The sequence below is a fragment of the Phenylobacterium sp. genome (assembly GCF_037138395.1).
Classification (GTDB): domain Bacteria; phylum Pseudomonadota; class Alphaproteobacteria; order Caulobacterales; family Caulobacteraceae; genus Phenylobacterium.
The window spans coordinates 1-25,612 of sequence record NZ_JBAXIM010000017.1; the positions used below are offsets into that span (position 1 = coordinate 1).

Below are 25,612 nucleotides of genomic sequence, written 5' to 3' on the forward strand. Positions count from 1 at the left end.
GGCACCCGGAGGGAAACCGTGCGGTTGTTCACGCCCCAGGTCGGCGCCACGGGGGCATAGGAGTTGGCTCGGAACCGCCGGTAGCTGTTGGCGTTGGGCGCCAGAATGGCCATGCAGTCCGACATCAGGGCCTTCATGCCGCCGATGGCGTGCCGCAGGAGGTCAGAGCCCTCGAGCCGGTCGTCGGCGCACAGGTTGGCGCTTGAGGCGTCGGCAAAGCTGAGGTGGACGTGGAAGCCGCTGCCGGCACGGTCGGCCCAGGGCTTGGCCATGAAGGTGGCCTCGCAGCTGTGGCGCGGGGCGATCCCCTTGACCGCGCGCTTGTAGCGTACGGCGTCATCGGCGGCGGCCATGGCGTCGGGCTTGTGGTGCAGGGTCAGTTCCAGCTGGGCCGGGGCGAATTCGGAGATCGCACCCTCGAGGGGGATGCCCAGGATATCGGCTGTGGCCCAGAGCTCGCGCAGGAAGGGCGCATGATCCTCGATCTCGGGAAGGCCATAGACCTGGATGCCCTCGGGCCTTCGGCCGGTGCGGACTGATCGCGCCGGCAGGACCTCGCCGTTCGGGCCCCGGGCCATGTCGACCAGGTAAAACTCCAGCTCGCAGGCAGCGACGGGGGTCAGGCCATCGGCCGCATAGCGATCGAGGACCCGGCGCAGCACATGCCGCGGATCGAGGTCGTTGGGGGCTCCGTCCAGCTCGTACATGGACAGAAAGACTTGGGCGACATCGGGGCCCAGCCAGGGCGCAGGGGTCAGGGTTCCCGGGATGGGACGGGCCCGGCGGTCGGCGTCGCCGTCCTCCCAGACCAGTCCGGTGTCCTCGCAGTCGGCACCCAGGGTGTCGACCACCAGGATGGAGCCCGGCAGGAAGCGGCCATAGTCATAGACCGCCGGCAGTTCCTCGATCCGCAGGCGCTTGCCGCGCGGTACGCCGGTCATGCCTGTGAAGACGACCTCGACGAACCGGATCTCGGGGTGGGCGGCCATGAAGGCCCGGCATTCCTCGGGATCAGCGACAGGGTTGGCGACCATGGAAGGAACCTCGGATCAGATGTCACGGGCACCTTTGCCACGCCCGGCCGGACGCGCCAACCGGGGCCGAGCGCTTACCCCGGAAGCTTCAGCTCGGACTCAATCATCTTGGAGACCCGTTCCATGGGCGCCTGGGAGGTGGTGATCAGCCCCACGGCGCTGTTGTCCATGTCGATGATCAGGCTCAGGGCAAGGGCGATCAGGACAAAGAGACCACTGGTCGAGATGAAGTGCCGGGATCCTAACGCCGCAAGGGTCAGCCCGACAAGAAACGACGACCCGACCGCATAGGCCAAAAGGCTCCGGAGGATACGCTCCGGGATCTTGGCGTCGAAGGCCGCGTAACGTCGCTCCGCGTCGTCGAACATTTCATTGGTGGCGTTGAGAAGTGGGACAGAGATGCGTTGCCCCTCCGGCGTCTCCAGCGCCCGGTCCGTGACCTCCCAGATCTTCGCCTGGATCTGGCCTGTCTGCACGCCGACCGCCTCTACCGCTTTAGGGTCCCCACCGGTCCGGCTGAAGCCCATCCGGACCCGGATATATTCGGCCATGAGGCTGTTGAGTTCCCGTCTGTGGCCAGGGTTCAGGAGCTGATGACGAAGGTGCGCCGTGGAGATGGTGTTGGCCTCATGGGTCACGAGGTCCCGGCGCAGTTCGAAGTTGGACTGGGCCATTCCAAAGGTGAAGCCGATCAGGAGCGCCAGAAGCGTGAGGGCCGACGACATAACGAAGGACGATCCTTCTTCGCTTGTCATTTCCCGTCGCTGCCGCGACCAGCGATTGCACCTATAGCCGACTTCCTTGGTCAGGATCAGCAGGGCCGCAAGGCCGATCAGGGTCAGGTTGGATATCAGCATGGCGCGCGCACTCCTCCGGGCCGCCTATTCCAGGGTGGACGCCCCGGTGGGAACATAGACCTCTCCACCTCCGTCGCGGAAGCGCCGAGCCATCTCGGCCATGCCCTCTGCCACGTCATTCTGGGCCGCAGCCGCGTCGCGAATCTCCTGGCTGATCTTCATGGAGCAGAACTTCGGACCGCACATCGAGCAGAAGTGAGCGGTCTTGAAGGCCTCCTTGGGCAGGGACTCGTCGTGATAGGCGCGGGCGGTCTCCGGATCCATGCCGAGGTTGAACTGGTCCTCCCAGCGAAACTCGAAGCGGGCCCGGGACAGGGCGTCATCCCAGGCGCGGGCGGCCGGGTGGCCCTTGGCGAGGTCTGCAGCGTGGGCGGCGATCCGGTAGGCGATGACCCCGTCCTTGACGTCCTTGCGGTCGGGAAGCCCCAGATGCTCCTTCGGCGTGACGTAGCAGAGCATGGCCGTGCCAAACCAGCCGATCATGGCCGCGCCGATGGCTGAGGTGATGTGATCATAGCCAGGCGCCACATCCGTGGTCAGCGGGCCCAGGGTGTAGAAGGGCGCCTCGCCACAGACCTCCAGCTGCTTGTCCATGTTGGCCTTGATCTTATGCATGGGCACGTGGCCCGGCCCCTCAATCATGGTCTGGACCCCGTGCTTCCAGGCCACCTTTGTCAGCTCGCCAAGGGTCTCCAGCTCGGCGAACTGGGCGGCGTCGTTGGCGTCGGCCAGGCAGCCTGGCCGCAGCCCGTCGCCCAGGCTGAACGAGACATCATAGGCCCGCATAATCTCGCAGATGTCCTCGAAGTGCTCGTAGAGGAAGTTCTCGCGGTGATGGGCCAGGCACCACTTGGCCAGGATGGAGCCGCCCCGGGAGACGATGCCGGTGACCCGCTTGGCCGTCAGGGGGACGTAGGCCAGCCGGACCCCGGCATGGATGGTGAAATAGTCCACGCCCTGCTCGGCCTGCTCGATGAGGGTGTCGCGGAAGACCTCCCAGTTGAGATCCTCGGCGACGCCGCCGACCTTCTCGAGGGCCTGGTAGATGGGCACCGTGCCGATCGGGACCGGGCTGTTGCGGACAATCCAGTCGCGGATGTTGTGGATGTTGCGGCCGGTGGACAGGTCCATCACCGTGTCGGCACCCCAGCGGATCGCCCAGACCATCTTGTCCACCTCGTCGGCGACTGTGGAGAGGACGGCGGAATTGCCGATGTTGGCGTTCACCTTGACCAGGAAGTTGCGGCCGATGGCCATGGGCTCCAGCTCGGTGTGGTTGATGTTGGCCGGGATGATCGCCCGCCCCCTGGCCACCTCGTCGCGGACGAATTCCGGGGTCACGAAGTCGGGGATGGCGGCGCCAAAGTCCTCGCCGTCGCGCAGGGTCGGATCCGAGGCCTGGCGACGCAGGTTCTCGCGGATCGCCACGTACTCCATCTCAGGCGTGATGATCCCCCGGCGCGCATAGTCCAGCTGGGTCACCGTCGCGCCGGCGCGGGCGCGGTAGACCCGGCGGGGCGTGTCGAAGGCTGGGGCGAGGTGGGCCCCGGAGGCCCCGCCATTGTCCTCGGGGCGGACCTGGCGGGGGATGGCGACCCTCTCCACGTCGCCCCGGGAGACCACCCAGGGCTCGCGGGTGCGGGGAAGGCCCCGGTTGATGTCGATCTCGACGGTGGGGTCAGTGTAGGGGCCGGACGGATCGTAGAGGGTGACCGGGGGCTCTTTGGCGGAGGGATGGACCGCGACCTCCCGGAACGGCACCCGGATGTCCGGCCAGAGGCTGCCCACCTGGTGCACCTTGCGGGATCCGGGGATGGCTCCGGTGGCGACACCGGGACGGATGGGATTCTGGACGTTCATGGACGCGCTCCGCATGCAGCGGGACATCCGGCTCGGGCGAGCGTTTTCGAGGCGCCATTCCCTTCGCCGGCATGACCCGGATCAGGTTCTGCGGGTCGCGGGCTCACCCGCCTCTCAGCCGCCTGCGCGCGGCTCCCCGAGGACGATGGGAACCTAGGTCGGATTTACACTCTTGGAAAGGAAAAGGGCGGCCACCGGACTGGCGACCGCCCTTCAGGGTCCAGGCCTGACCCGAGGGTCAGCCCTTCGGCGGGACCGCCGGGTTGGCGGCCGTCCGGGCCTGGGACTTCTTCGCCTCGGTGAGGATATAGGCGCGGATGTCCTCGGTCTCCTTGGCGTTCAGGAACCTCGAGAAACTGGCCATGCCGTTCTTGGCCAGGGTGCCTTCGAGGACGACCGACTTGAAGTTGTCCGCCGTGAGCAGCATCTGCGACTTGCGCAGATCCGGCAGGTAGGCCCCCGAAGCGCTCGGCCCGTGACAGACCTGGCAGTTCTCGTGGTAAAGGGCGAAGCCGTGCTTGGCGTCCCCGGAACCGGTACTTACCTGGGTCAGGTCAAGGGCCGCGATTTCCGGAATGACGTAGGGCTTAGCCGTCGCCTTGCCACCGAGCTTGAAGACCATCAGGCGACCCGGAAGCCGGGGCCGGTCCTTCAGCATGACGGAGGCCGAGATGGGGCCCGCCCCGCCGTAGCCCACCATAAGGGCCACATACTGCTGGCCATCCAGCTCATAGGTCGAGGGTGCAGCGACGATGCCGTTGCCGGTGTCGAAGCTCCAGACCTTCTTGCCAGTGGCGGCCTCGTACGCCACGAAGTCGCCCTCGCCTGCGCCCTGGAAGACAAGTCCGCCAGCTGTGGACATGACGCCGCCGTTCCAGAAGAAGGGATGCTCAACTGTCCAGCGCGCCTTGCCAGCCACCGGGTCCCAGGCGATCAGCTGACCCTTGTACATGGCCTTGATGGCCTTGAGCTGGGCGGCGTCGTCCGGCAGGGCGTTGGCCAGGATGTCATTGCCAAGGTTCCAGCCGCCGGGCCGGTACTTGAACTCCTTGACGTTGGTGTAGGCGAAGGGCGCCGAGTGGGCGGGGATGTAGACCAGCCCTTCCTTCGGGTTGAAGGCCATCGGCTGCCAGTTGTGGGCGCCGAGGGGCCCTGGAAGCGCCAGGGCGGGGGCGTTTTCGTACCGTGCGCCGGGGACCTCGATGGGACGACCGGTCTTCATGTCGACGCCCTTGGCCCAGGTGACGGGGGCATAGGCATTGGCCGAGATCAGCTGGCCGGTCGCCCGGTCGACCACATAGAAGAAGCCGTTCTTGGGCGCCTGCATCAGCACCTTGCGGGGCTGGCCGGCAATGTTCAGGTCGGCCAGCATGATGTGCTGGGTGGCGGTGTAGTCCCAGCTCTCGCCCGGGGTGGTCTGGTAGTGCCAGACGTATTCGCCGGTATCCGGCTTCAGGGCGAGAATGGAGGACACGAACAGGTTGTCGCCCTTGCCGTCCGAGCGCTTCTGGTGGTTCCAGGGGGTTCCGTTGCCGACGCCGAGGTAGATGATGTCCAGGTCCGGGTCATAGGCCATGGAGTCCCAGATGGTCGCGCCGCCGCCCGTCTTTTTCCAGGTCTCGCCGAACCAGGTGCCGCCGGCCTTTTCAGCCATGATCTTGTCCGAGGCCGCGCCGTCCGGCTTACCCTCGGGGTTCGGGGCCGTGTAGAAGCGCCAGACCCTCTTGCCTGTGGCCGCGTCATAGGCGGAAACATAGCCGCGCACGCCGTACTCGGCGCCGCCGTTCCCGATCAGGACCTTGTCCTTAACGATCCGGGGGGCCCCGGTGATGGTGTAGGGCTTGGAGTTGTCGGTGGTCTGGGCCGTCCAGACCGGCTTGCCGGTTTCAGCGTTCAGGGCGATGAGACGACCGTCGAGGGTGCCGAAATAGACCTTACCCTTCCAGACGGCCACGCCCCGGTTCACGACGTCGCAGCAGGCATCATAGCCCTTGGAGCCGTCCACCTTGGGATCGAAGGACCATTTCAGGGCGCCCGTCCGGGCGTCGAAGGCAAAGACCTTGGACCAGGCAGTGGTGGTGTAGAGCACACCGTCCACCATGACCGGGGTGGCCTCCTGGCCGCGGTCGGTGTCGAACTCGTAGTACCAGGAAAGTCCCAGGTCCTTGACGTTCGAGATGTTGATCTTGTCGAGGGGGCTGTAGCGCTGCTCGTCGTAGGTCCGGCCGACGGCGAGCCACTCGCCGTTGCCGGTGGCCGAGGCCAGGCGCTGCCCGTCCACCCGACCGCCCTTGCCGCCAGCCTGTCCGCAGGCTGCCAACAGGACCGTCAAGGCGAATACTCCCACAAGGCGCTTAAGCGTCATCGTTCCCTCCCCGGATCGGCCACATTGGGCCAAGCGTACTATGCGCAAGCGGGCCGGGACGGCAAGCCGTGACGTTGCATCACTTGTTGAGCCCGTTAACCTCTTACTCACAAGCCGGAAACCCCGCCTTTACCTGGTACCGCCACAGTGCCGGAGGACAGCGGACTGGATCGCAGGCCACGCGCCGGGGACATGCAGTAGATGAGTAAGACGATTGTCGTGGTGGATGATGATCCGACCCAGAGGCGCCTGATCCAGGCTGTCCTCGAGCGGGAGGGCTTCACTGCGGCGCTGCTGGAAGGCGGCGATGCCCTGCTGGCGCGCCTTGCGGCCGGTTCCCCCTGCGACCTGATCCTGCTGGATCTCGTCATGCCCGGGCGTTCAGGCCTGGAAACCCTTTCCGAACTTCGATCACGCGCCCATCAGCAGCCGGTCATCGTACTGACGGCTTCCGGCGGGATCGACACCGTGGTCCAGGCCATGCAGGCCGGGGCCACGGACTTCTTCGTCAAGCCGGTGTCGCCAGAGCGGATCACCATCTCGATCCACAACGCCCTGTCCATCGGGGCGCTGCGCTCGGAGGTCGCCCAGCTGCGTAAGCGGGCGGAAGGCAGGACGACCTTCAGCGATCTGGTGGGCACATCCGCCGCCATGGGCCAGGTCCGCAGGATGGGCGAGCGGGCGGCGCGGTCTTCGATCCCGGTGCTGATCTCCGGGGAAAGCGGTGTCGGCAAGGAAGTGGTCGCCCGGGCGGTGCACGGCTCGTCGGACCGCGCCGGCCGGCCCTTCGTCGCTGTGAACTGCGGGGCCATCCCCGAGGCGCTCGTCGAGTCCATCCTGTTCGGCCACGAGAAGGGGAGCTTCACGGGTGCCTCGAACCGCCATGCCGGGAAGTTCCAGGAAGCGAACGGCGGAACCCTGCTTCTCGACGAGGTCAGCGAGCTTCCTCTGGACATGCAGGTCAAGCTCCTGCGCGTCCTTCAGGAGGGCGAAGTGGATCCTGTCGGCGCCCGCAGTTCGGTCAAGGTGGATGTCCGGATCATCTCCGCAACCAACCGCGACCTCGCCCGGGCCGTCGCCGAAGGCGCCTTCCGTGAGGATCTTTTCTACCGGCTGAATGTCTTTCCCATCGAGGCACCGCCCCTGCGCGGGCGCCGAGAGGACATTCCCGAACTGGCGGACTCCTTCATCCGGCGCTTCAGCCTGGAGGAGGGCCGCCCAATCACCCGCCTCACACCGGAGACCCTGAGCCTCCTGGTCAATCACGACTGGCCGGGGAACATCCGGCAACTGGAAAACGCGATCTATAGGGCCATTGTCCTGGCCGACGGCCCCGCGCTCCAGCCCTACGACTTTCCGGCCGTCTCAGGCCTGTCTCCGCCCATACCCGCCGCCGTTGTCGAAACGCCACAGCCCGCATGGGAGGCCGCCGACACCTCCTTGGTCGCCGCGGCCACCGGCCAGGGCGAGAGTCCCGTGCGTATTCTGGACGAAGATGGCCACATCCGGTCGCTAGACGCGATCGAAGGCGATCTGATCCGCCTCGCGATCGAGCAGTATGAGGGACACATGAGCGAAATTGCGCGGCGACTCGGGATCGGAAGATCAACTCTCTACCGGAAGGTCAGGGAGAACGGCCTTGGTGAGCTGGCGGGTCTTACCGACGCCTGACCCCCGGCTTCGAGCCTGGGGTCTGTTCCGAAAACCGGCTTCCGCCTCTCGGAACGGGATCTAGGGCTCGTCGTTCGCCTGCGGACCCGGACGGCGCCTTCGCCCCAGCCCCCCCCTGGCGAAGCGACCGGTCTTTGCGTCAGGTTCCCCGCCCGCAGCCTTGGCGGCGATTTCCTTGAGCTTTCTCTGCTGGAGCGCCGACAGCGCCTGGCCTGGGGCCCCCTTCTCCGGGTCGCCGAAGGCCCGGCCGAAGGTGAGGATTCGGGTCTCGACAGAACCGAGAAACTCGCCCTCCCATTCCGAAAGGTCGACCCCGGCGCGGTCCGCCTTCCGCCGCGCCCGCCTGAGCGCATTCAGCGCCGAACGGCGCGCTGCTTCCCTGGGGTCGGGCGGGCGGGACTTCAAATCTCGCCGATCGCAGCGAGGTAGAGGTCGAGGATGGCCTCCTCCTCCTGGCGTTTGGCGCGATCCTGCTTACGGATGCGGACGACCTTGCGGATGATCTTGGTGTCAAAGCCGCCACCCTTGGCCTCGGCGAAGATCTCTTTGATCTGCTCCATGACCTCAGACTTTTCCTGCTCGAGGCGCTCGACCCGCTCGATAATGGTCCGCAGCCGTCCCTGGGCGTCCTGGTTCAGAACTTCGGAGTGGGCGTCTTCACCGGACATGGCATCAGGCTCCTGCAGAATTGTGTCGGGGTTGGGGCCGGAAACCTAACCGTGCAGGCGAGCAGAGTCGCGTCTTCAGCCGCCTTTGAGTGGCGGCGAGTACGGATGATCTGTGGAAAACCCCCCGCCCCAGGGGGCGGCGCAGGCGTATCAGCCCTGCTTGGCTTTGAAGCGCGGGTTGGTCTTGTTGATAACGTAGACTACGCCCTTGCGGCGCACGAGCTTGCAGTCGCGGTGACGCGTCTTGAGCGACTTGAGCGAGCTTCTGACCTTCATGACCTTCGACTTCTCTGGGTGCGGGACAGGAGCCCGGGCGACCAAGTGAGCGGCGCGTATACGGAACGGGTCGCGCCGAGTCAATTGCCCCCGCGACCGCAGCGGCCTAATCCTCCTGGTATGAAGCGTCGTACCTTCCTCGCCACCGCCACAGCCGCGCTCGCGACCCCGGCGCGGGGATCGGACCCCGTCGTCGCCGGGACCGAGTCTGTCGATGCCGCCTTCCAGGCCTGGCTCGACGACTTCAGGAAAACCGCAGTCCGCTCAGGCCTACCTGCTGACCTCGTGGACCGGGAGCTCTCCGGACTGACGCCCGATCCCAGGGTCCGCGGGTCCGACCGCAACCAGCCCGAGTTCTCCAGACCCTTCAGCCATTACGTGCGACGGGCGGCCTCGGAGGATCAGGCCGCAATCGGTCGCCGACGTCTCGCCAGCCTCGATGCCGCTGCCCTGTCCAGGATCGAGTCCGAACGGGGCGTGCCCCAGGAAATCCTCGCCGCCATATGGGGCATGGAGTCCGGCTACGGGGCGGCCATGGGCGACCAGGACGTCATCCGCTCCATGGCGACCCTCGCCGCGGAAGGCCGCCGGCGCGTCTTTGCCGAGGAACAGCTTCTTGCGGCGTTGAGGATCCTGGCCTCCAGGGAGGTTTCGCGCGCCCAGCTGGTTGGATCCTGGGCCGGCGCCATGGGGCAGACCCAGTTCATCCCCTCCAACTTTCTGCGCCTGGCTGTGGATGGCGACGGCGATGGCCGTCGGGACGTCTGGGGATCGCCGATCGACGCCCTCGCCTCTTCAGCGAACCTGCTCTCCCAGGCGGGCTGGAGACGCCGGGAGCCCTGGGCGATCGAGGTCACCGCGCCGGCCGGATTCGACTATTCGGTCTGCGAGGTCCTGACATGCCCCCTCTCCCAGTGGGGGGACCTGGGGGTTTCCAGGCTGGGCGGCGGCGGCTGGCCGGCTGGAAACGGAGAGGCCAGCCTGATCGCGCCGACGGGAGCGGGCGGGCCCCTGTTCCTGCTCCTGCCCAACCACTTTGTGATCCGGCGCTACAACAATGCCGTGACCTACGCCATGGCGGTGGGCCTGCTGGGGGACCGGATCGCCGGACGGCCTGGGCTGGTCCGGCCCTGGCCGGAGGAGACTCCCCTTTCGCTTTCAGACCGGACCGGCGCCCAGACCGCCCTGAAGTCGCAAGGATACGACGTGGGAGAGGTCGACGGGGTCATGGGTCTGAAATCGCGTCAGGCCCTGCGCGCCTGGCAGAAGTCCCGTGGCCTTGTGGCGGACGGCTACCTGTCTCCAGACATGATCGCCAGGCTCCGCAGCGGCGGTTAGACCAGGGCCTCGTCGGGCCCCTCGACCCGGGCAGGCCGCGGATTGGCGGACCTCAGCTGGGGGTTCCGATAGGCGAAGATCAACATGGCGACCATCAGCCCGGCGTTCAGGAGGAAGGGCGCAGCCTGGATGTGCTGGTAGAGGAGGACAAAGGCGGGCGCGAGAACCACGTTGATCCCATTGACGGCTGCAATCGCGCCAGCGGCGCGCGCCTGCTCCTCGAGGCGCACGGCCAGGGAAGCCCCCACCGTAAATCCTGGGCGGGCGAGGCCGAACCCCAGGCTTGAAATGGCGTAGCCGGCCACCACGCCCCAGTAGTCCGGCGCGGCCGCAACGATCAGGTTGCCCACAGCAGCAACGCCGACCCCCCAGCGCAGAAGCTGGCGCGGCGTCATCGCGAACCGCGGGATCAGGCCCCACTGGGCGAGAAGACCTGCCATGGCACCGAACATCATGGCGATGGCGATGAAGCCCTGGGCGACGGTCGGGGAGACACCGAGCTTGTCAATGATCAGGAAACCCAGGGTCTGGCCCTGGGCCGTCTGGCTGACCGCGACGATGAATCCGTAGATCAGGAAGGGTGTCAGCCGGGGGTCCAGCCACATCGGTCGGCCACGCACTACAGGCTCCGACCGAGGGGATTTCCCCGGCGACGTCAGGGGCCAATAGAGGCTCTCCGGCAGCCGGCGCCAGACGATTACGAGCATAACGCCGGCGATGACGGAAAAGCAGGCCATAGGCCCCGCCAGGCCGAGCAGGGGCAGGATGAAGAGCGGCGCGAGGAAGGGACCGATCACAGTTCCCATGCTGAAGGCCCCAGCAAGCCCGGAGATGGACTGGGTACGCTGCGCCTCGGGCGTGTACTCGGCCACATAGGCCTGGGTCGCAGGGTTCGACGCCGCGCCGAACAGGCCGAAGAGGGCCCGGGCCAGCAGGAAGAGGATGAAGATCACGACCGGAGCCGCCAGGTGGTGCAGACCGACGGCCACCACGACCGCGCAGAGGGCCATGGAGACCATGAACCCCGCCAGCCCCACCATCATCAGGGGCTTGCGTCCGTAACGATCAGATATCCGCGCCCAGAAGGGTGAGGAAAAGGCCCAGAGCAGGGCCGATAGCGAAAAGACCGCAGCGACCATCGGGTCTGGCATGCCGATCGACCGGCCAATGGCGGGAAGCACGGAGATCATCCCGGTGTTTCCCATGGCTGTGACCATGGAGACGGCGAAGATGATCGCGAAGGAGGACCGCGGCAGGCCGCTGGGACCTCCAGCCGCGGGCGTGGGCGCGGTGGACATGGCCGGGTGATAGGTCCGCCGCGGCCGACGCGCCACCCCCGATCATGCTCACCGGACGTTAAGCATTCCGGTCCAAGCTTGAGACTGGTTCGAATCGGGCGCCGTTCGCATGTTCCAGATCATTGGCATTGTCCTGCTCTTCGTCTGCGTGTTCGGGGTCTATGTCATCTCCGGCGGCAAGCTGGACGTGGTCATGCACGCCGCGCCCCATGAGATGGGCACCATCCTCGGCGCCGCCATAGCCGCGCTCCTGATCGGCAGCTCCCTGGATGTCATCAAGGGCGTCGGCGGCGGGATGGCCAAGATCTTCGCCGGCCCTAAGTGGAAGGCTGCCGACTACAGGGACCTGCTCTCCCTCCTGTTCCTTCTGACAAAGACCATGAAGGCCAAGGGGGTCATCGCCCTCGAGAGCCACATCGAGAATCCGCACGAGTCGACCCTGTTCGGCCGCTTCCCCAAGATCGTGAAGGATCACTTCGCAGTCGATTTCATCTGCGACACCCTTCGCATGATGACCATGAACCTCGAGGACCCTCACCAGGTCGAGGACGCCATGGAGAAGCAGCTCGAGAAGCACCATCACGAGGCGCTCGGGCCGGCCCATGCCCTCCAGACCATGGCTGACGGCCTTCCCGCCCTAGGGATCGTGGCCGCCGTGCTCGGGGTCATCAAGACCATGGGCTCGATCACGGAACCGCCAGCGGTGCTCGGTGCCATGATCGGCAGCGCCCTGGTCGGCACCTTCCTCGGGGTGTTCCTGGCCTACGGGCTCGTGGGCCCCTTCGCGGTCCGGCTGACCGCCATCATCGAGGAAGAATCGGCCTTCTACCGCATCATCCAGTCCGTGCTGGTGGCACACCTGCATGGAAACGCAGCCCAGATCTCGGTCGAGATCGGCCGCGGCAGCGTGCCGACCCTGACCCAACCGTCCTTCACGGAACTTGAGGAAGCCCTTCAGGCGATCCCGCCCGAGGGCTGAGGCGCTCGATCCTGTTTCGATAAGCGGGAACCGGCTATCGGAACAAAATCTAGAGCGGGAATACCCGGTTAACGTGGCCCATCTTGCGACCCTCCCGGGCCTTGCGCTTGCCATAGAGGTGCAGACGGGCGTTAGATTCGCCAGCGATTGCCGGCCAGTCCTGCACGGCCTCGCCCAGCAGGTTTTCCATCTCGACACGAGCCCGAGCCTCGACCGGCCCCAAGGGCCAGCCGGCGACGGCCCGGATGTGCTGCTCGAACTGGTCCGTTGCAGCGCCGTCCTGGGTCCAGTGCCCGCTATTGTGCACGCGAGGGGCGATCTCGTTGACCAGGAGAGAGGCGTCCTCGAGCTCGAACAGCTCGATCCCAATGACGCCGACATAGCCTAGACCTGAGAGGATCCGGTCCGCGATCCGGCCGGCCTCGTTCGCCTGTCCCGGCGCCAGGACCGCGGGCGCGGAGGATAGGTGAAGGATGCCGTTCCGGTGGACGTTTTCGGCCAGGGGGAAGGTCGCCGACGCCCCGCTCCAGCCGCGGGCGGCGATCACGGACAGTTCTCGACGGAAGGGTGCCGGCGCCTCGACGATCACCGGGCGACCGCCAAGCGACAGGAAGACTTCGGCCGCCGCCTCGGGCGAATTCGCCCAGGCCTGGCCCTTGCCGTCGTATCCATCGCGCCGGGTCTTGATGAGCACCCGGCCGCCCAGGTCCGCGGAGGCCCGGGCCGCGGCTTGGGGCGAGTCCGCCGCCGCGAAGGCGACGGTTGGAGCGCCGGCAGCGTTGAGGAAGGATTTTTCTTCCACCCGGTCCTGGGCCACGGCGAGGGCTTGCGCACCGGGCGCAACCGGAACGCCGAGCCCGATCAGGATGGCGAGCGCGCCGGCGGGCACATTCTCGAACTCCAGGGTCACGACACCGCTGATCCGGGCCAGGCGCGTGAGGGCCTCGGGATCGTCATAGGCGGCGCAGAGATGCAGGGCACAAACGCGGGATGCCGGGCAATCCGGCTCGGGGTCCAGGATGGCCACGTCGAAGCCCAGGCGCGCTGCGGCCAGGGCCAGCATGCGTCCGAGTTGGCCGCCGCCGAGGATTCCGATCGTCGATCCGGGAGCGAGCGGCGTCATGCGGTGGTCAGTCGTCCGCCACAGTCTCAGCCACCGAGGCGGTCAGGGCGCGTCGCCAGTCCGACAGCCGCACCGCAAGCGCGGGATCGGAAAGCGCGAGGATCTGGGCGGCGAACAGGCCCGCATTGCGGGCGCCGGGCTCGCCGATGGCCAGGGTTCCCACCGGAACACCCGCCGGCATCTGGACGATGGACAGGAGGCTGTCCATGCCCTTCAGGGCCTTGGACTCGATGGGGACCCCGAGCACGGGCAGGTCGGTGAGGGCGGCCGTCATGCCCGGCAGGTGGGCCGCGCCCCCTGCCCCGGCGATGATCACCCGGACGCCGGCGTCGCGGGCGCCCTGGGCGAAGGCGACCATCCGAAGGGGGGTCCTGTGGGCGGACACCACGCGCGCCTCCCAGCCGACTTCCAGAGCGTCGAGCATGTCGGCAGCCCCTTTGAGGGTTGGCCAGTCAGACCGGCTGCCCATGATGATGGCGACGGGTGCGGTGGAACCGCTCATGGCATGGACCCCTGTCGGCAAGGCGGGCCAGAATAGGCACCGTCCTCCTAGGGTCAACACACCGTGCATAAAATGTTAATGTGAGTGGAGATTCGCGGGGCCCCAGCATGGTTCTCAAGATCACAGGCGCAAGAAACCAGCCATTTTCGGACATCCGAAAGCGTGCCCTCATGCAGGCTGGCGCCAAGGTGGTGGGCCGCGGGCCAACCCGGCCAGACGAGACCGCCTTCCTGGGCCTCTCCGAAGCGGACCTGACCCCGGCCGTCCAGGGGGCCATACGAACCCTGCTGACCGAGGTCGACGACCTACGCCAGGAGGTGTCTCGGCTGAAGGCCCGGCTGAACCAGGCGGAGATCCTGGCCGACCAGGACCCCCTCACGCCGGCCCTCAACCGCCGGGCCCTGATGCGGGAGCTCGAACGCATCCGGACCTTCAGCCACCGCTACGGATCGCCCGCGGCGTTGGTCTATATCGACCTCGACGACTTCAAGAGCGTCAATGACCGGTTCGGTCATGCGGCGGGGGACGAGGCGCTCCGTGCAGTCGCAGACCGCCTCCGCAGCCAGATGTCCGGGCCGGACCTCGTGGCCCGTATTGGCGGTGATGAATTCGCGGTCGTGTTTGGCCAGGCGACCCTCGCCGGCGCCGAGGCCCGCGCCCGAAACCTGGCTCGGTCCCTGGAGTCGACGCCCATCCGGTTCGGCGAATGGTCAGCGCCCATCCACGTATCCTTTGGTGTGAGCGAGATCACCCCGGACCTGGCGCCCGAGGAGGTGGTCGCCCGCGCAGATGCGGCCATGTATGCCCGTCGCCGGGAACGCCGCAGCTAGATCCTGTTCCGAATTCACGAGGTGATGTCGTCAGGCGATGATGTCGTCAGGCGATGATATCTGGGGTCAGCCGGTCCTTGATCTGCTGGATCTCGTCCTTCAGGGCCAGCTTCTTTCGCTTGAGCCTGCGGATCACAAGCATGTCCGGCATTGGGGCCTGGCCGATGGCCTGGATGGCGACCTCCAGGTCGTTGTGGTCCAACTGAAGTTCTGCCAACCGCCTGCGGATCGCAGGCTCGTCCGCCTCTTCCGGAAGGCCTGCCCTCATGCTTGCCCTCCCCGTCCGGGAGATGGCGCCCGCAGACCGGGCAGGCCTGACGACAAGATGTGCATGTGGCGATCCCGGAACTGCGAAGGGCCCAAAAGCAACCTTATGTGATCTGACAGCCCGCGCCAGCGGGTGTTCACTACTTCCAGTCGAATGGAAGGAGACCCTACGTCATGTCCATAGACGGTCGCATCCGCGAACTCAGCCGCAGGCACCTGTCCCTGGAAGCCCAGCTCCAGGACGCCCTCGCCCACCCCAGCTCACAGGATGAAGTGATCCGCGAGATCAAGCGACGAAAGCTGCGCCTCAAGGAAGAGCTCGAACGCCTGAGGGCCGGGACTCGATCCGCCGCCTGACGCCGGGATCAGGCGTCGTCGTCTGTCCGGGGCCAGGACTCGGCTCCGGTTTCCGCGGCGGGCTCCAGGGTCGGCCCCTCCGGCTCGACAATCCCCTTTCGGGCATTGTCCCGGATGCGCTTGTCCGCCGCCTTGCGGACGATGTCATCCAGCTCGATCTGGGTCGCCAGTCCCAGGCTGACGGGATCCACCGGCTTGATGTTGGCCGAGTTCCAGTGGGTGCGGTTGCGGACCTGGTCGATGGTGGCCTTGGTGGTCCCCAACAAGCGCGAGATCTGGGGGTCGGTCACCTCGGGGTGGTTGCGGACGAACCAGGCGATGGCATCCGGGCGGTCCTGCCGTCGGGAAACGGGTGTGTAGCGCGGTGCCTTCTTGGTCGGCTTCAGGTGCTCAGCATGACGGCTCTTCAGGGCCACCATCCGGCGCTTGGGATCCTGCTGGGCGGCGTCAATTTCCTCCCGGGACAGCTGACCATTGGCGATCGGATCCGCGCCGCGGATATCCCGGGCGACCTCGCCGTCGGCGATACCCTTCACTTCAAGGGGATGGAGCCCACAGAGATCGGCGATCTGCTCGAAGGTCAGAGACGTATTGTCGACCAGCCAGACAGCGGTCGCCTTCGGCATCAGAATGTCGGCCATGAAGGTCTCCTGAAATGACGGCGCCCGGCCTTGCGACCGGGCGCTGCGTTAAGCCAGAAGAGCTATACCCCTGAATCTGGTCTTCAGTCGAGGGGGCGACGATCAAGGATACGCAGGCCGTATCCCGCCGACCCTGGGAGGACGGTTTCCGAATTGGTCAACAGAACCATATCGCGGACGCCAAGGTCGATAAGGATCTGTGCGCCCACGCCATAGTCGCGCAGGACATTGGCTCCATGGTCAACCTCAGGGTCGGCTCCGTAGCGCTCGGAGAGCCAGGCCGGATTAGTGTCGCTGATGAAGACGGCAACGCCGGCACCTTCCTCTGCTGCGATCTTCTCCAGCGCCTGCTGGACGAGGGCGTTCCGGCCCCCACCGGCACCCAGCATGTCGGCCGCCAGGTCGAGGCGGTGCATGCGGACCAGGGTGGGACGGTCTGGCTCGATCCGTCCCCGGGTCAGCACCAGGTGCTCGGTGCGGTCCAGGATGTTCCGGTAGATCACCATCCGGAAGCGACCGCCGAAGGCGCTGTCGATCGGGGTCTCCAGCACCCGCTCCACCTGGCGCTCGGTGCGCCGGCGATAGGCGATGAGGTCGGCGATGGTGCCAATCTTCAGGCCGTGGGTCTGGGCGAAGACGATGAGGTCGGGAAGGCGGGCCATGGACCCGTCGTCCTTCATGATCTCGCAGATCACGCCCGCTGGGTTCAGGCCCGCCAGGCGCGAAATGTCGACGGCGGCCTCGGTATGGCCAGCCCGGACCAGGACGCCGCCGTCCCGGGCGACGAGGGGGAAGACATGGCCCGGCGAGACAATGTCGCCAGCGCCCTTGGTGGGGTCGACCGCTACGGCGATGGTGTGAGCGCGGTCATGCGCTGAAATGCCCGTGGTCACCCCCTCGCGGGCTTCGATGGAGACCGTGAAGGCGGTGCCGTGACCCGACTGGTTGTCTGCCGCCATCGGGGGCAGGCGCAGATGGCGTGACCTTTCCCCGGTGATGGACAGGCAGATCAGGCCGCGGGCGTGCTTGGCCATGAAGTTGATCTGCTCGGGCGTGGCGAACTGGGCAGGGATGATGATATCGCCCTCGTTCTCGCGGTCCTCGGCGTCGACCAGGATGTAGGGGCGACCATTGCGGGCGTCCTCGATGATGTCCTCGATCGGGGAAATTGCGGACTCGCCGGCTGAGGCGGGGGTGTCTGTGACGAGATAGGGGCGCTTCATGACGTGAACCTCATCCTTGCAAACTGGACGACCTGGGCTGCGACGGTGTCGAGCTGCCAGGCGTCGCGGGGCTCCAGGGGCCGGCCGTCGGGCCCAAACGAATCGGAATTCACGCTCATGGCGGCGCCGAAGGGGGTCGGCCAGCCACGCATGGCGTGGATGATGGAACGGACGGCGGTGAGGGTCGTGCCCGCCGCCTGCAAGCCGGCAGCGGTTACGATCACACCGACCGCCCGATCAGAGAAATAGGGACGCGCGTCGTCGCGGAGAAGCTCCAGCGTATCCAGGGCGTTCTTCATCACCCCGGAGAGCGAGCCGTGGTAGCCCGGCGTCGCGATGATCAGGCCATCTGCGCTCCGGATGATCTCGGCCATCTCGTCCTGTCTTGGAGTTGGCCCCCCGGGGCGCGGATCATAGATCGGCAGCTCGGCCAGGAAGTCCCCGCCCACCAGGCGGGTGCGGGCACCAAGGGCCTCGGCGGCACCGAGGGCAGCGGCCAGGGCCCGTTCGGTGCTGGAACCGGGCCGGGTCGTGCCGCCCAGGCCGACGATCAGGGGCGCGCCATCGCTCATGTACGCGCCTCGAACACCGACTTCAGCTCTGTCTTCAGGATCTTGCCATTGGCGTTGCGCGGCAGGGGCTCGGGCCAGAAGCGGACCTCGACCGGAACCTTGAAGGCCGCCAGGCGCTCGCGCACCCACTGCCTCAGTTCGGCCTCGCCGGCGGTTCCGCCAGGCTTCAGGTGCACCACTGCGGCGGGCTCCTCTCCGAGGGTCCTGTGGGGAACCCCGACCAGGGCGGCGTCCATCACATCGGGATGGTCGTAGAGCACGTTCTCGACCTCGACGCAGTAGATGTTCTCGCCGCCGCGGATCAGCATGTCCTTGGCCCGGTCAACGATGAAGAGGAAGCCCTCCTCGTCCAGGCGGGCCAGGTCCCCGGTGCGCAGCCAGCCGTCCTGGAAGGTCTCGGCCGTGGCCTCGGGCTTGTTCCAGTAGAGCTTGACCACCTGCGGGCCCTTGACCCAGAGCTCGCCAACCTCGCCGACGGGCAACCGGGTGACGCCGTCCCCGGGATCGCGGATCTGCATGTCGCCGACAGGCGCGGCGGGGCCGGCGCTGTCGGGCCGGGCCTCGTAGTCCTTGCCGGTGTGGCCGGTGAAGGTGGCCGTGGTCTCGGTCATGCCCCAGCCATTGCCGGGCGCCGAGCCCGGGAAGACCTCGACGATCCGCCGGACCAGCTCCGGTGCCGAGGGCGCCCCGCCGTACGAGACCGACACCAGGGAGGACAGGTCGTACTTCGCCCGGGCCGGATGCTCGATCAGCTGCCAGGCGATGGTGGGCACGCCGCCCGTGGCGTCGATGCGCTCGCGCTCGATGATCTGCATGGCCTGCTCGGCCTCCCAGCGGCGCATGAGTACGATCTTGCCGCCGGCGTTCATGGTCGGGCCGAGGGTGGCCGACAGGCCGGTGGCGTGGAACAGGGGCACCACCAGGAGAGAGCTTCGCTGGGGCAGCTTGTGGGGGTCGCTCTCGGGCAGGGGCTGGCCTGCCCGCAGGAAGTTGCGCGCTGCGGCGATGCCGCTGGTCAGCACGTTGGCGGTCATGTTGCGGTGGGTGCCCAGGGCGCCCTTGGGCCGGCCCGTGGTCCCCGAGGTGTAGAGGATGGTGGCGTCGTCGTCGGGGGCGATATCGATATCCGGAAGGGCAAGGTCCGGCAGGTCTTTCCAGCTGTTGACCGGCCCGATCACCGTCTCCAGCCGCCGCACCCGGCCCGTCGCCTCCACGCCCTCGGGCAGGCGGGCAACATAGATGCGCTCCAGGTCGGCCAGGCCCGCCAGGAGGGGCGTGATGCGCTCGAGCCGCTCGTCATCGACGATGACGATCCGGGTCCCGGAGTCGGCGAGGCCATACTCCAGTTCGGGACCGGTCCACCAGCCGTTCAGGGGGGTCACGATGGCGCCGGCAAGGACCCCGGCATAGAAGGCCACCGGCCATTCCGGAAGGTTGCGCAGGATCACCGCCACCCGGTCGCCCTTGCGCACGCCGTCAGCCTGCAGCTGGCGGGCCAGGGTGATGGCGGCGCGGGCGAAGGCCTCGTAGGTCGCCCGGTCGTCCTCGTAGACCAGGAATTCCCGGGGCCCGAAGGCCCGGGCGTTCAGGAAGATGTCGCGCAAGGTCGGCGGCGCGTTCTTCCAGACCCGCTGCAGGACGCCGCCGATTTCCATCTCCTCCATCTCGTAGCGGTGGCCCGGCGCCGTCAGGCGCGCATGCGCCTCGGCGATCGACAGGACGGGCCATTCGGGAGCGGAGTCTGAAGACATGAGGCGGATCTCGGAGGAAGGGGCGGGTTGGCCAGGACCCTGAGGGCCTGACGCCGCGCCGATCAAGTCAAAAAGGAAGGGGACGCCCCGAAGGACGCCCCCCGTTTCAGGTCGGCGTGACGGCTCAGGCCGACGCGGCGTCGCGCACTGTGCGGGCGTACTCGTCCTTCATCTCGGCCAACTCCTTGGAGAACCTCTCCTGGGCGTCTTCGCGCAGCCGCGGGATGTGGTACTTGGGGAAGAGGTCGTTGTCGGGCAGGTAGTCCTTCAGCACCTGCTTGGCCAGGGTCACCTTGTGCACCTCAGTCGGGCCGTCGGCGATGCCCATGACCAGCGAACTGGTCACCATATTCATGAAGGGCATCTCGTTCGAGACCCCCAGGGCGCCGTGCAGGTGGGCGGCCTTGGTGGCGATGTCGTTGTAGACCTTGGGCATGGACACCTTGATCGCGGCGATGTCCTTGCGGACCAGGTTGTAGTCCTTGTGCTTGTCGATCAGCCAGGCCGTCCTCAGCACCAGGAGGCGGAAGCTCTCCAGGGCGATCCAGGAGTCTGCGATCTGCTCCTGGACCATCTGCAGGTCGGCCAGCCGGCCGTCCCGGGTGTTGCGCGAGACCGCCCTCTGGCACATCAGGTCCAGGGCATGCTTGCAGGCGCCGACCGTGCGCATGGCATGGTGAACCCGGCCGCCGCCCAGGCGGACCTGGGCGATGACAAAGGCCGCGCCGCGCTCGCCCAGCAGGGCGTCGTAGGGGATGCGGACGTCCTTGTACTCCACATAGCCCTCGCTCCCGCTGCCGATCTCGCCGCCGCCGCCGTTGGCGACATTGCGGATGATCCGGACCCCGGGGGTGTCGGTAGGCACCAGGAAGATGGAGGTGCGGCGGTAGGGGTCCTTCGCGTCAGGGTCGGTGATGGCGTAGACCACCAGCACCTTGGCCCAGCGGGCGTTGGTCGAATACCACTTCTCGCCATTGATCACCCACTCGTTGCCATCCAGCACCGCCCGGGTGCGGAAGGTCAGGGGATCAGAGCCGCCGGTGGGCTCGGACATGGAGAAGGCCGAGCGGATCTCGCCATTCAGGAGCGGCCAGAGATACTGCTCCTTCTGCTTGTCCGTGCCGTAGTGGGCGATGATCTCGGCGTTGCCGGTGTCCGGCGCCTGGCAACCGAAGATGGTGGGGGCCAGGCCGTTGCGGCCCAGCTTCTCGTTCATCAGGCCCAGCTTCAGCTGGCCATAGCCCTGGCCGCCGAGTTCCGGACCGAGGTGGCAGGCCCACAGGCCCTGGGCCCTTACCTTGTCCTGCATGGGCTTGATGAACTTCTCCCGGCCCAGTGGGCCATGGGCGGCCATGCCCAGGTGGCTGAGGGGTTCGACCTCCTCACGCATGAAGTCCTCGATCCAGTCGAGCTTCTTTTGGAATTCAGGATCAGTCTCGAAGTCCCAGGCCATGTCGTTCCTCCAATGCGCCGCCGTGCGGCATAGTCTTTCACCAACTATCGGACCGAAGGGCCGGTTGTGCAACGCCAGCCTTTGCGAAATGGGCCCCGGTGCCGCAAGGTCGCAACAGACTCCTAAAGGCAAGGAAACGCCATGACCCGCCCGCAAGCCCTCGGCTTCTCCCCCGCCCGCCTGGCCCACATCGACAGGTTCCTTGAGGAAAAGTACCTGGCGACCGGGCGGTTGCCGTTCGCCCATCTCCAGGTTTTCAGGGGCGGCGACCTGGTCCACGAGACCGTCCAGGGCCTGGCCGACCGCGAGCGCGGCCGCGCCGCCACCCGGGACGACGTGCACCGCATCTATTCCATGACCAAGCCGATCACGAGCCTGGCCTTCATGATGCTGGTCGAGGAGGGCAAGGTCGCCCTGGACGACCCGGTGTCGCGGTTCATCCCGGAATGGAAGGACCTGGCGGTCTTCTCGGCCGGGACCGGACCCTACCTGACCACGCCGCCGGCTCGGCCCATGCAGATGGTCGACCTGCTGCGCCACACCGCAGGCCTGACCTACGGCTTCCAGACCCGGACGAACGTGGACGCGGCCTACCGCAGGCTGAAGATCGCCGACGCCCACGGCCCGCTCGACATGCAGGGCTTTGTCGATGCCCTCGCCCGCCTGCCCCTGGAGTTCTCGCCGGGCGAGGCGTGGAACTACTCAGTCGCCACGGACGTCCTCGGTGTGCTGGTCGAGAGGATCTCGGGCCAGGCCTTCGAGGCCTTCCTGAAGGCCCGGATCCTGGATCCCCTTGGCATGGGAGAGACCGGTTTCGCCGTTCGCGCCGACCAGGCCGATCGGTTCTCGGCCTGTTACGCACCCACGCCGGAAGGCGGCCTGACCCTGCAGGACGATCCCCGCACCAGCCCCTACCTGACCCCGCCCAGCTTCCACTCTGGCGGCGGCGGGCTGGTGTCCACAGCGGACGACTACATGAAGTTCTGCCGCATGCTGGTGAACCACGGCGAGCTGGGCGGCCATCACCTGGTCGCCCCGGCGACCCTGCGGCTGATGGCCTCGAACCACCTGCCCGGCGGCCAGGACCTGACCATGCTGTCGCGCTCGCTCTTTTCGGAGGCCACCAACGCCGGCGTGGGCTTCGGCCTTGGCTTCGCCGTCACCTTCGACCCGGTCCGGGCCATGCTGACCTCGAGCCCCGGCGAGTACTATTGGGGCGGCGCCGCCTCCACGGCTTTCTGGATCGATCCGGTCAAGGACGTGGCAGTCGTCTTCATGACCCAGCTCATGGGGTCATCGACCTATCCCATCCGCCGCGAGCTCAGGACCCTGGTCTACTCGGCCCTGATGGAGCCCTGAGGCCAGCTCAGGGCGTATCCACCCGCGGCGGCGTGGCGACGACTGCCGCAGGCACCTCGCCCCGGGTCGGCGCGAAAGCGGCCAGCAGGCTGGACTTGCGCCAGTTGCCCCACCGGTACCAGGCCAAGGCCAGCAGGGCCGAGGCGATGGAGCCAATCGGGAAGCTGATCCAGACCGCGTCGGCCCCCAGCCAGGGCTGGAGAAGGGTCGCTACGGGAATCCGGATCCCCCACATGGCGATGACCATGGCGATCAGGGGCGGCCAGACCGATCCGGTCGCCCGGACAATGCCCGACAGGATGAAGCTCATGCCGAAGGGGATGAAACCCCACAGCACGAAGAAGTTGATGTGCTGGGCTATCGCGATGGAGGGACTGCCCTCCGGCAGGAAGAGGCGGGGCGCCAGCGGCCCGACGGCGTAGATCAACAGGATCGGCAGGGCGCTGAGCAGGGCGGCGTAGCCGATCCCTGTCCAGGCAACCTGATCGACCCGGTCCATCCGGCCAGCGCCGACGTTCTGGGCGGCCATGGACGAGACGGACATACCCAGGGCCATTGCGGGCATCTGGACATAGGCCCACATCTGCATGGCCACGCCGTAAGCCGCCGCCGTGGTCGATCCGTAGCTGTTGACGAAGCTGGTCATGGTCAGGGCGGCGAAGGACATGATGAACATCTGCAGGCCCATGGGCAGGCCCTTGAAGACCAGGCTTCGGACGATGGTCAGGTCCGGTATCAGATAGTGGAGCTCGCCCCGTCTCGGGATCAGGATGGACTCCCGTCGCTGCAGCCAGAGGATGATCGAGGCCAGGGTGATCCCCTGGCAGATCAGGGTGGCCGAGGCCGACCCCGCTATGCCCATCTTCGGGAAGGGTCCGAAGCCGGTGATCAGCATGGGGTTGAGGATCACCTCCATGGAGATGGACATCAGGGCGAAGAAGAAGGGCGTCCGCGAGTCCCCGGTTCCCCTCTGCGCCATCTGCACGAAGGAGAAGAAGTACATGATGGGGATCGCCATGAAGATGACCCGCAGGTAGGTCGTGGCGTCCGCCCGGGCGTCCGCCGGGGTGCCCATGGCCGCCAATATGCCCGGCGTGGCCAGGAACCCCGTGAGCCCGACCAGCAGGGAGATGACCAGGAAGAAGATGATGCAGGTGCCCACGACCCGCTTGGCGAAGTCGCGGTTTCCCGACCCGATCGCCTGCCCGATCAGCAGGTTGGCGGACATGGAGACCCCGAACATGGCACCCATCATCAGGAAGAAGACCTGGTTGGCATTGGTGGTCGCCGTCAGGGCGGCCGGGCCAAGGACATGGCTCACCCAAAAGGCGTTGGACGTGCCGCTTAGCGACTGAAGGATATTCGTGCCCAGCACGGGCAGGGCGAAGGTGACCAGGGTCGGGCCGATGGGCCCCGTCGTCAGGTCGGGCATCCCGGGACGCCGGCCAGGACCGCCGGGGCCGAAACCACCCGGGCCGCCGGGACCCCCCGGACCGCCGGGTCCGCCGGGCCCCCTGGGGGGTCCACCACCGAAACCCCCCGCCGGGCCTTCACGTCTGACGACTGACGCCTCCATGCCCTGGACTTCCCTGATCTGTGGCCCTGTCTCCCGCCGGGAGGCCGCGACCGGGACCGTCCCGCGGCGGGGCGACCCTTCTTGAGTCGCCACCCTAGGCCTGCGAGTCTGCAGGCTCAACCCGCTGGCCGGATTCCCTTGGCCGGCGAACACCGCTAGGGAGGGCCCTGAGGCGCACAGCAACGGGTCAGCAGATGAAACTCATCGTCACGGGCGGCGCAGGATTCATCGGCTCAGCCGTGGTTCGCCGGGCGGTCGGCGAAGGCCGCCAGGTCGTGAACCTCGACACCCTCACCTACTCCGCCAGCCTGGACAATGTGGCCTCGGTCGCCGCCTCGGCAGACTACGCCTTCGAGCGGGCCGACATCTGCGACGCCGCCGCTGTCGCCGCCATCTTCGAGCGCCACCAGCCGGACGCCCTCATGCATCTGGCCGCCGAAAGCCACAATGACCGGGCCATCGACGGGCCCATGGACTTCGTGCGCACCAATGTCCTGGGCACGGCGGTCCTCCTGGAGGCGGCGCGACTTTACTGGTCCGCCCTGCCCCCGGGCCGGCGCGAGGCCTTCCGCTTCCACCATGTCTCGACGGACGAGGTCTTCGGGGCCCTCGGCGAATCCGGCGCCTTCAGCGAGGCCACGCCCTACGACCCCAACTCTCCCTACTCGGCGTCAAAGGCCGGCGCCGACCACCTGGTGCGGGCCTGGGGCCGGACCTACGGCCTGCCGGTGGTGATCACCAACTGCGCCAACAATTACGGCCCCTTCCAGTTCCCGGAAAAGCTGATCCCGACGGTGGTGGTGCGGGCCCTGGAGGGCAAGACCATCCCCGTCTACGGCGACGGGCGGCAGGTACGCGACTGGCTGCACGTGGACGACCACGCCGAAGCCCTGCTCACCGTGCTGGACCGGGGCCGGCTGGGCGAGACCTACTGCATCGGCGGCGACTCCACCCGCCGCAACATCGAGGTCGTACGCATGCTCTGCGAGGCCCTGGACCGCCATGCCCCGGCCAACACCCCGCACGCCGACAAGATCACCTTCGTCACCGACCGGCCCGGCCACGACTTCCGCTATGCGATCGACGCCTCGAAGATCCGCGACGAGCTGGGCTGGACCCCCCGCACACCCGTCCCCCAGGGCCTGGACGAGACCGTGCGCTGGTACGTGGAGAACCAGGCCTGGTGGCAGGCCATCCGCGACCGCGGCTTCGCCTCCGAACGCCAGGGCCTGTCAGGCGGCGGGTAAGGGTTCCGGGGCGGGCTCCGGGGCGACGACATCGGCGGGGCGGTCCTTCAGGGCGCGGAGCTCGCGGAAGACCACGACAGGGATCACTGTGCCGAATACTGACGACAGAAGCGAGACTATGAAGATTACGACGGTCATGGCGATTATCGTCGGGACGTTCTCGGTCTCATTAAGTGCAGCCATAAAGGGCTTCGACGCGATGTAAATTGGAAAGTAAAATAGGTAAGCAACGAGGTAAACTCTAAAGTACTGCCAACGGTTGCCGGCCGTGAGTTGACGGCTCCGCGTCAGCGAGTCCCTCAATCCTTTGTCTTCCAGGATCATCGCGATGGGGGCGAGGCCAAAAGCCATGACGACCATGACAC

The 25,612-nt window shown here is 67.0% G+C and carries 25 protein-coding genes and 1 riboswitch; of the genes, 7 read left to right on the top strand and 18 right to left on the bottom strand.

Going from position 1 to position 25,612, the window contains the following annotated elements; all coding sequences use genetic code 11:
• The 4 genes from WCJ52_RS02355 to WCJ52_RS02370 all read right to left on the bottom strand — a co-directional run.
• Positions 1 to 1,034: glutamine synthetase family protein (locus WCJ52_RS02355; protein ID WP_336901689.1), on the bottom strand; the 1,034-nt coding region annotated here is incomplete at its 3' end.
• A 74-nt stretch (positions 1,035 to 1,108) separates the two neighbouring features.
• Positions 1,109 to 1,891 carry a hypothetical protein gene (locus WCJ52_RS02360; RefSeq protein ID WP_336901690.1) on the bottom strand — a complete coding sequence of 261 codons (783 nt, stop codon included), beginning with the start codon at positions 1,889 to 1,891 and terminating at the stop codon, positions 1,109 to 1,111.
• Between the two features lie 24 nt (positions 1,892 to 1,915).
• Positions 1,916 to 3,751, bottom strand: coding sequence for a phosphomethylpyrimidine synthase ThiC (gene thiC, locus WCJ52_RS02365; protein WP_336901691.1), 1,836 nt, complete (start codon positions 3,749 to 3,751; stop codon positions 1,916 to 1,918).
• 41 nt (positions 3,752 to 3,792) lie between these two features.
• A riboswitch (TPP riboswitch) is annotated at positions 3,793 to 3,900 on the bottom strand.
• An 89-nt stretch (positions 3,901 to 3,989) separates the two neighbouring features.
• Positions 3,990 to 6,116 carry a PQQ-dependent dehydrogenase, methanol/ethanol family gene (locus tag WCJ52_RS02370; protein ID WP_336901692.1) on the bottom strand — a complete coding sequence of 709 codons (2,127 nt, stop codon included), beginning with the start codon at positions 6,114 to 6,116 and terminating at the stop codon, positions 3,990 to 3,992.
• A gap of 201 nt (positions 6,117 to 6,317) precedes the next feature.
• Here WCJ52_RS02370 and WCJ52_RS02375 point away from each other — a divergent pair, with 201 nt between their 5' ends.
• Entirely contained in the window at positions 6,318 to 7,787 is a 1,470-nt protein-coding gene (locus tag WCJ52_RS02375; RefSeq protein ID WP_336901693.1) for a sigma-54 dependent transcriptional regulator, read from the top strand.
• A gap of 60 nt (positions 7,788 to 7,847) precedes the next feature.
• On the opposite strand, the gene WCJ52_RS02380 is transcribed toward WCJ52_RS02375, so the two are convergent.
• From WCJ52_RS02380 to ykgO, 3 genes are all read right to left on the bottom strand, one after another.
• Entirely contained in the window at positions 7,848 to 8,192 is a 345-nt protein-coding gene (locus tag WCJ52_RS02380) for a hypothetical protein (RefSeq protein ID WP_336901694.1), read from the bottom strand.
• The gene (locus WCJ52_RS02385; protein ID WP_336901695.1) at positions 8,189 to 8,455 is read right to left on the bottom strand and encodes a DUF2312 domain-containing protein; all 267 of its coding nucleotides are present in this window, start codon (positions 8,453 to 8,455) and stop codon (positions 8,189 to 8,191) included. The genes WCJ52_RS02380 and WCJ52_RS02385 overlap by 4 nt, the downstream gene beginning before the upstream one ends.
• A gap of 150 nt (positions 8,456 to 8,605) precedes the next feature.
• Positions 8,606 to 8,731: a type B 50S ribosomal protein L36 gene (ykgO, locus tag WCJ52_RS02390; protein ID WP_056735996.1), complete on the bottom strand. Its 126-nt coding sequence runs from the start codon at positions 8,729 to 8,731 to the stop codon at positions 8,606 to 8,608.
• A 120-nt stretch (positions 8,732 to 8,851) separates the two neighbouring features.
• Between ykgO and WCJ52_RS02395 the strand changes: the two genes are divergently transcribed.
• The gene (locus WCJ52_RS02395; protein WP_336901696.1) at positions 8,852 to 10,069 is read left to right on the top strand and encodes a lytic murein transglycosylase; all 1,218 of its coding nucleotides are present in this window, start codon (positions 8,852 to 8,854) and stop codon (positions 10,067 to 10,069) included.
• On the opposite strand, the gene WCJ52_RS02400 is transcribed toward WCJ52_RS02395, so the two are convergent.
• Complete coding sequence (locus WCJ52_RS02400) at positions 10,066 to 11,367, bottom strand: MFS transporter (RefSeq protein WP_336901697.1); 1,302 nt, start codon at positions 11,365 to 11,367, stop codon at positions 10,066 to 10,068. The two genes, WCJ52_RS02395 and WCJ52_RS02400, sit on opposite strands and share 4 nt — an antisense overlap.
• A 109-nt stretch (positions 11,368 to 11,476) precedes the next feature.
• Here WCJ52_RS02400 and motA point away from each other — a divergent pair, with 109 nt between their 5' ends.
• Positions 11,477 to 12,346: a flagellar motor stator protein MotA gene (gene motA, locus WCJ52_RS02405; protein WP_336901698.1), complete on the top strand. Its 870-nt coding sequence runs from the start codon at positions 11,477 to 11,479 to the stop codon at positions 12,344 to 12,346.
• Between the two features lie 49 nt (positions 12,347 to 12,395).
• Here the strand turns inward: motA and WCJ52_RS02410 are convergent, their stop codons facing one another.
• Both WCJ52_RS02410 and purE read right to left on the bottom strand, forming a co-directional pair.
• A complete protein-coding gene (locus WCJ52_RS02410) occupies positions 12,396 to 13,469 on the bottom strand; it encodes a 5-(carboxyamino)imidazole ribonucleotide synthase (RefSeq protein ID WP_336901699.1) in 1,074 nt (357 codons plus the stop codon).
• 7 nt (positions 13,470 to 13,476) lie between these two features.
• Positions 13,477 to 13,971, bottom strand: a complete 495-nt coding sequence (gene purE, locus WCJ52_RS02415) for a 5-(carboxyamino)imidazole ribonucleotide mutase (protein WP_336901700.1) — start codon at positions 13,969 to 13,971, stop codon at positions 13,477 to 13,479.
• A 107-nt stretch (positions 13,972 to 14,078) separates the two neighbouring features.
• Here purE and WCJ52_RS02420 point away from each other — a divergent pair, with 107 nt between their 5' ends.
• Entirely contained in the window at positions 14,079 to 14,801 is a 723-nt protein-coding gene (locus WCJ52_RS02420) for a GGDEF domain-containing protein (RefSeq protein ID WP_336901701.1), read from the top strand.
• A gap of 46 nt (positions 14,802 to 14,847) precedes the next feature.
• Here WCJ52_RS02420 and WCJ52_RS02425 read toward each other — a convergent pair whose 3' ends face one another.
• Positions 14,848 to 15,069 carry a DUF465 domain-containing protein gene (locus WCJ52_RS02425; protein ID WP_336901702.1) on the bottom strand — a complete coding sequence of 74 codons (222 nt, stop codon included), beginning with the start codon at positions 15,067 to 15,069 and terminating at the stop codon, positions 14,848 to 14,850.
• 173 nt (positions 15,070 to 15,242) lie between these two features.
• Between WCJ52_RS02425 and WCJ52_RS02430 the strand changes: the two genes are divergently transcribed.
• A complete protein-coding gene (locus tag WCJ52_RS02430; protein WP_336901703.1) occupies positions 15,243 to 15,425 on the top strand; it encodes a DUF465 domain-containing protein in 183 nt (60 codons plus the stop codon).
• An 8-nt stretch (positions 15,426 to 15,433) separates the two neighbouring features.
• On the opposite strand, the gene WCJ52_RS02435 is transcribed toward WCJ52_RS02430, so the two are convergent.
• The 5 genes from WCJ52_RS02435 to WCJ52_RS02455 form a co-directional block, all read right to left on the bottom strand.
• Positions 15,434 to 16,066, bottom strand: coding sequence for a cell cycle transcriptional regulator TrcR (locus tag WCJ52_RS02435; RefSeq protein WP_336901704.1), 633 nt, complete (start codon positions 16,064 to 16,066; stop codon positions 15,434 to 15,436).
• Between the two features lie 83 nt (positions 16,067 to 16,149).
• The gene (gene ribB, locus WCJ52_RS02440; RefSeq protein ID WP_336901705.1) at positions 16,150 to 17,289 is read right to left on the bottom strand and encodes a 3,4-dihydroxy-2-butanone-4-phosphate synthase; all 1,140 of its coding nucleotides are present in this window, start codon (positions 17,287 to 17,289) and stop codon (positions 16,150 to 16,152) included.
• A complete protein-coding gene (locus WCJ52_RS02445; RefSeq protein WP_336901706.1) occupies positions 17,286 to 17,861 on the bottom strand; it encodes an NAD(P)H-dependent oxidoreductase in 576 nt (191 codons plus the stop codon). Before WCJ52_RS02445 ends, ribB begins: the two co-directional genes overlap by 4 nt.
• Positions 17,858 to 19,612 (bottom strand): class I adenylate-forming enzyme family protein, encoded by a 1,755-nt coding sequence (locus WCJ52_RS02450; protein WP_336901707.1) that lies wholly within the window; start codon positions 19,610 to 19,612, stop codon positions 17,858 to 17,860. Before WCJ52_RS02450 ends, WCJ52_RS02445 begins: the two co-directional genes overlap by 4 nt.
• A gap of 124 nt (positions 19,613 to 19,736) precedes the next feature.
• A complete protein-coding gene (locus WCJ52_RS02455; protein ID WP_336901708.1) occupies positions 19,737 to 21,065 on the bottom strand; it encodes an acyl-CoA dehydrogenase family protein in 1,329 nt (442 codons plus the stop codon).
• A 141-nt stretch (positions 21,066 to 21,206) separates the two neighbouring features.
• Between WCJ52_RS02455 and WCJ52_RS02460 the strand changes: the two genes are divergently transcribed.
• Complete coding sequence (locus tag WCJ52_RS02460) at positions 21,207 to 22,424, top strand: serine hydrolase domain-containing protein (protein ID WP_336901709.1); 1,218 nt, start codon at positions 21,207 to 21,209, stop codon at positions 22,422 to 22,424.
• A 7-nt stretch (positions 22,425 to 22,431) separates the two neighbouring features.
• Here WCJ52_RS02460 and WCJ52_RS02465 read toward each other — a convergent pair whose 3' ends face one another.
• Positions 22,432 to 23,856, bottom strand: coding sequence for an MATE family efflux transporter (locus WCJ52_RS02465; protein ID WP_336901710.1), 1,425 nt, complete (start codon positions 23,854 to 23,856; stop codon positions 22,432 to 22,434).
• Positions 23,857 to 24,194: 338 nt separating this feature from the next.
• On the opposite strand from WCJ52_RS02465, the gene rfbB reads away from it, so the two are divergent.
• Positions 24,195 to 25,247, top strand: a complete 1,053-nt coding sequence (gene rfbB, locus WCJ52_RS02470; RefSeq protein ID WP_336901711.1) for a dTDP-glucose 4,6-dehydratase — start codon at positions 24,195 to 24,197, stop codon at positions 25,245 to 25,247.
• Here rfbB and WCJ52_RS02475 read toward each other — a convergent pair.
• On the bottom strand, positions 25,233 to 25,612 hold a 380-nt coding region (locus tag WCJ52_RS02475; protein WP_336901712.1), incomplete at its 5' end, for a hypothetical protein. The two genes, rfbB and WCJ52_RS02475, sit on opposite strands and share 15 nt — an antisense overlap.

Coding starts and splice junctions, on each gene's coding strand:
- WCJ52_RS02460 (WP_336901709.1), top strand. CDS start 21,207: ATGACCCGCCCGCAAGCCCTCGGCTTCTCCCCCGCCCGCCTGGCCCAC.
- purE (WP_336901700.1), bottom strand. CDS start 13,971: ATGAGCGGTTCCACCGCACCCGTCGCCATCATCATGGGCAGCCGGTCT.
- WCJ52_RS02360 (WP_336901690.1), bottom strand. CDS start 1,891: ATGCTGATATCCAACCTGACCCTGATCGGCCTTGCGGCCCTGCTGATC.
- WCJ52_RS02450 (WP_336901707.1), bottom strand. CDS start 19,612: ATGTCTTCAGACTCCGCTCCCGAATGGCCCGTCCTGTCGATCGCCGAG.
- WCJ52_RS02430 (WP_336901703.1), top strand. CDS start 15,243: ATGTCCATAGACGGTCGCATCCGCGAACTCAGCCGCAGGCACCTGTCC.
- WCJ52_RS02435 (WP_336901704.1), bottom strand. CDS start 16,066: ATGGCCGACATTCTGATGCCGAAGGCGACCGCTGTCTGGCTGGTCGAC.
- WCJ52_RS02370 (WP_336901692.1), bottom strand. CDS start 6,116: ATGACGCTTAAGCGCCTTGTGGGAGTATTCGCCTTGACGGTCCTGTTG.
- ykgO (WP_056735996.1), bottom strand. CDS start 8,731: ATGAAGGTCAGAAGCTCGCTCAAGTCGCTCAAGACGCGTCACCGCGAC.
- WCJ52_RS02400 (WP_336901697.1), bottom strand. CDS start 11,367: ATGTCCACCGCGCCCACGCCCGCGGCTGGAGGTCCCAGCGGCCTGCCG.
- WCJ52_RS02395 (WP_336901696.1), top strand. CDS start 8,852: ATGAAGCGTCGTACCTTCCTCGCCACCGCCACAGCCGCGCTCGCGACC.
- WCJ52_RS02425 (WP_336901702.1), bottom strand. CDS start 15,069: ATGAGGGCAGGCCTTCCGGAAGAGGCGGACGAGCCTGCGATCCGCAGG.
- WCJ52_RS02420 (WP_336901701.1), top strand. CDS start 14,079: ATGGTTCTCAAGATCACAGGCGCAAGAAACCAGCCATTTTCGGACATC.
- WCJ52_RS02385 (WP_336901695.1), bottom strand. CDS start 8,455: ATGTCCGGTGAAGACGCCCACTCCGAAGTTCTGAACCAGGACGCCCAG.
- rfbB (WP_336901711.1), top strand. CDS start 24,195: ATGAAACTCATCGTCACGGGCGGCGCAGGATTCATCGGCTCAGCCGTG.
- WCJ52_RS02375 (WP_336901693.1), top strand. CDS start 6,318: ATGAGTAAGACGATTGTCGTGGTGGATGATGATCCGACCCAGAGGCGC.
- WCJ52_RS02445 (WP_336901706.1), bottom strand. CDS start 17,861: ATGAGCGATGGCGCGCCCCTGATCGTCGGCCTGGGCGGCACGACCCGG.
- WCJ52_RS02410 (WP_336901699.1), bottom strand. CDS start 13,469: ATGACGCCGCTCGCTCCCGGATCGACGATCGGAATCCTCGGCGGCGGC.
- thiC (WP_336901691.1), bottom strand. CDS start 3,751: ATGAACGTCCAGAATCCCATCCGTCCCGGTGTCGCCACCGGAGCCATC.
- motA (WP_336901698.1), top strand. CDS start 11,477: ATGTTCCAGATCATTGGCATTGTCCTGCTCTTCGTCTGCGTGTTCGGG.
- WCJ52_RS02465 (WP_336901710.1), bottom strand. CDS start 23,856: ATGCCCGACCTGACGACGGGGCCCATCGGCCCGACCCTGGTCACCTTC.
- WCJ52_RS02455 (WP_336901708.1), bottom strand. CDS start 21,065: ATGGCCTGGGACTTCGAGACTGATCCTGAATTCCAAAAGAAGCTCGAC.
- ribB (WP_336901705.1), bottom strand. CDS start 17,289: ATGAAGCGCCCCTATCTCGTCACAGACACCCCCGCCTCAGCCGGCGAG.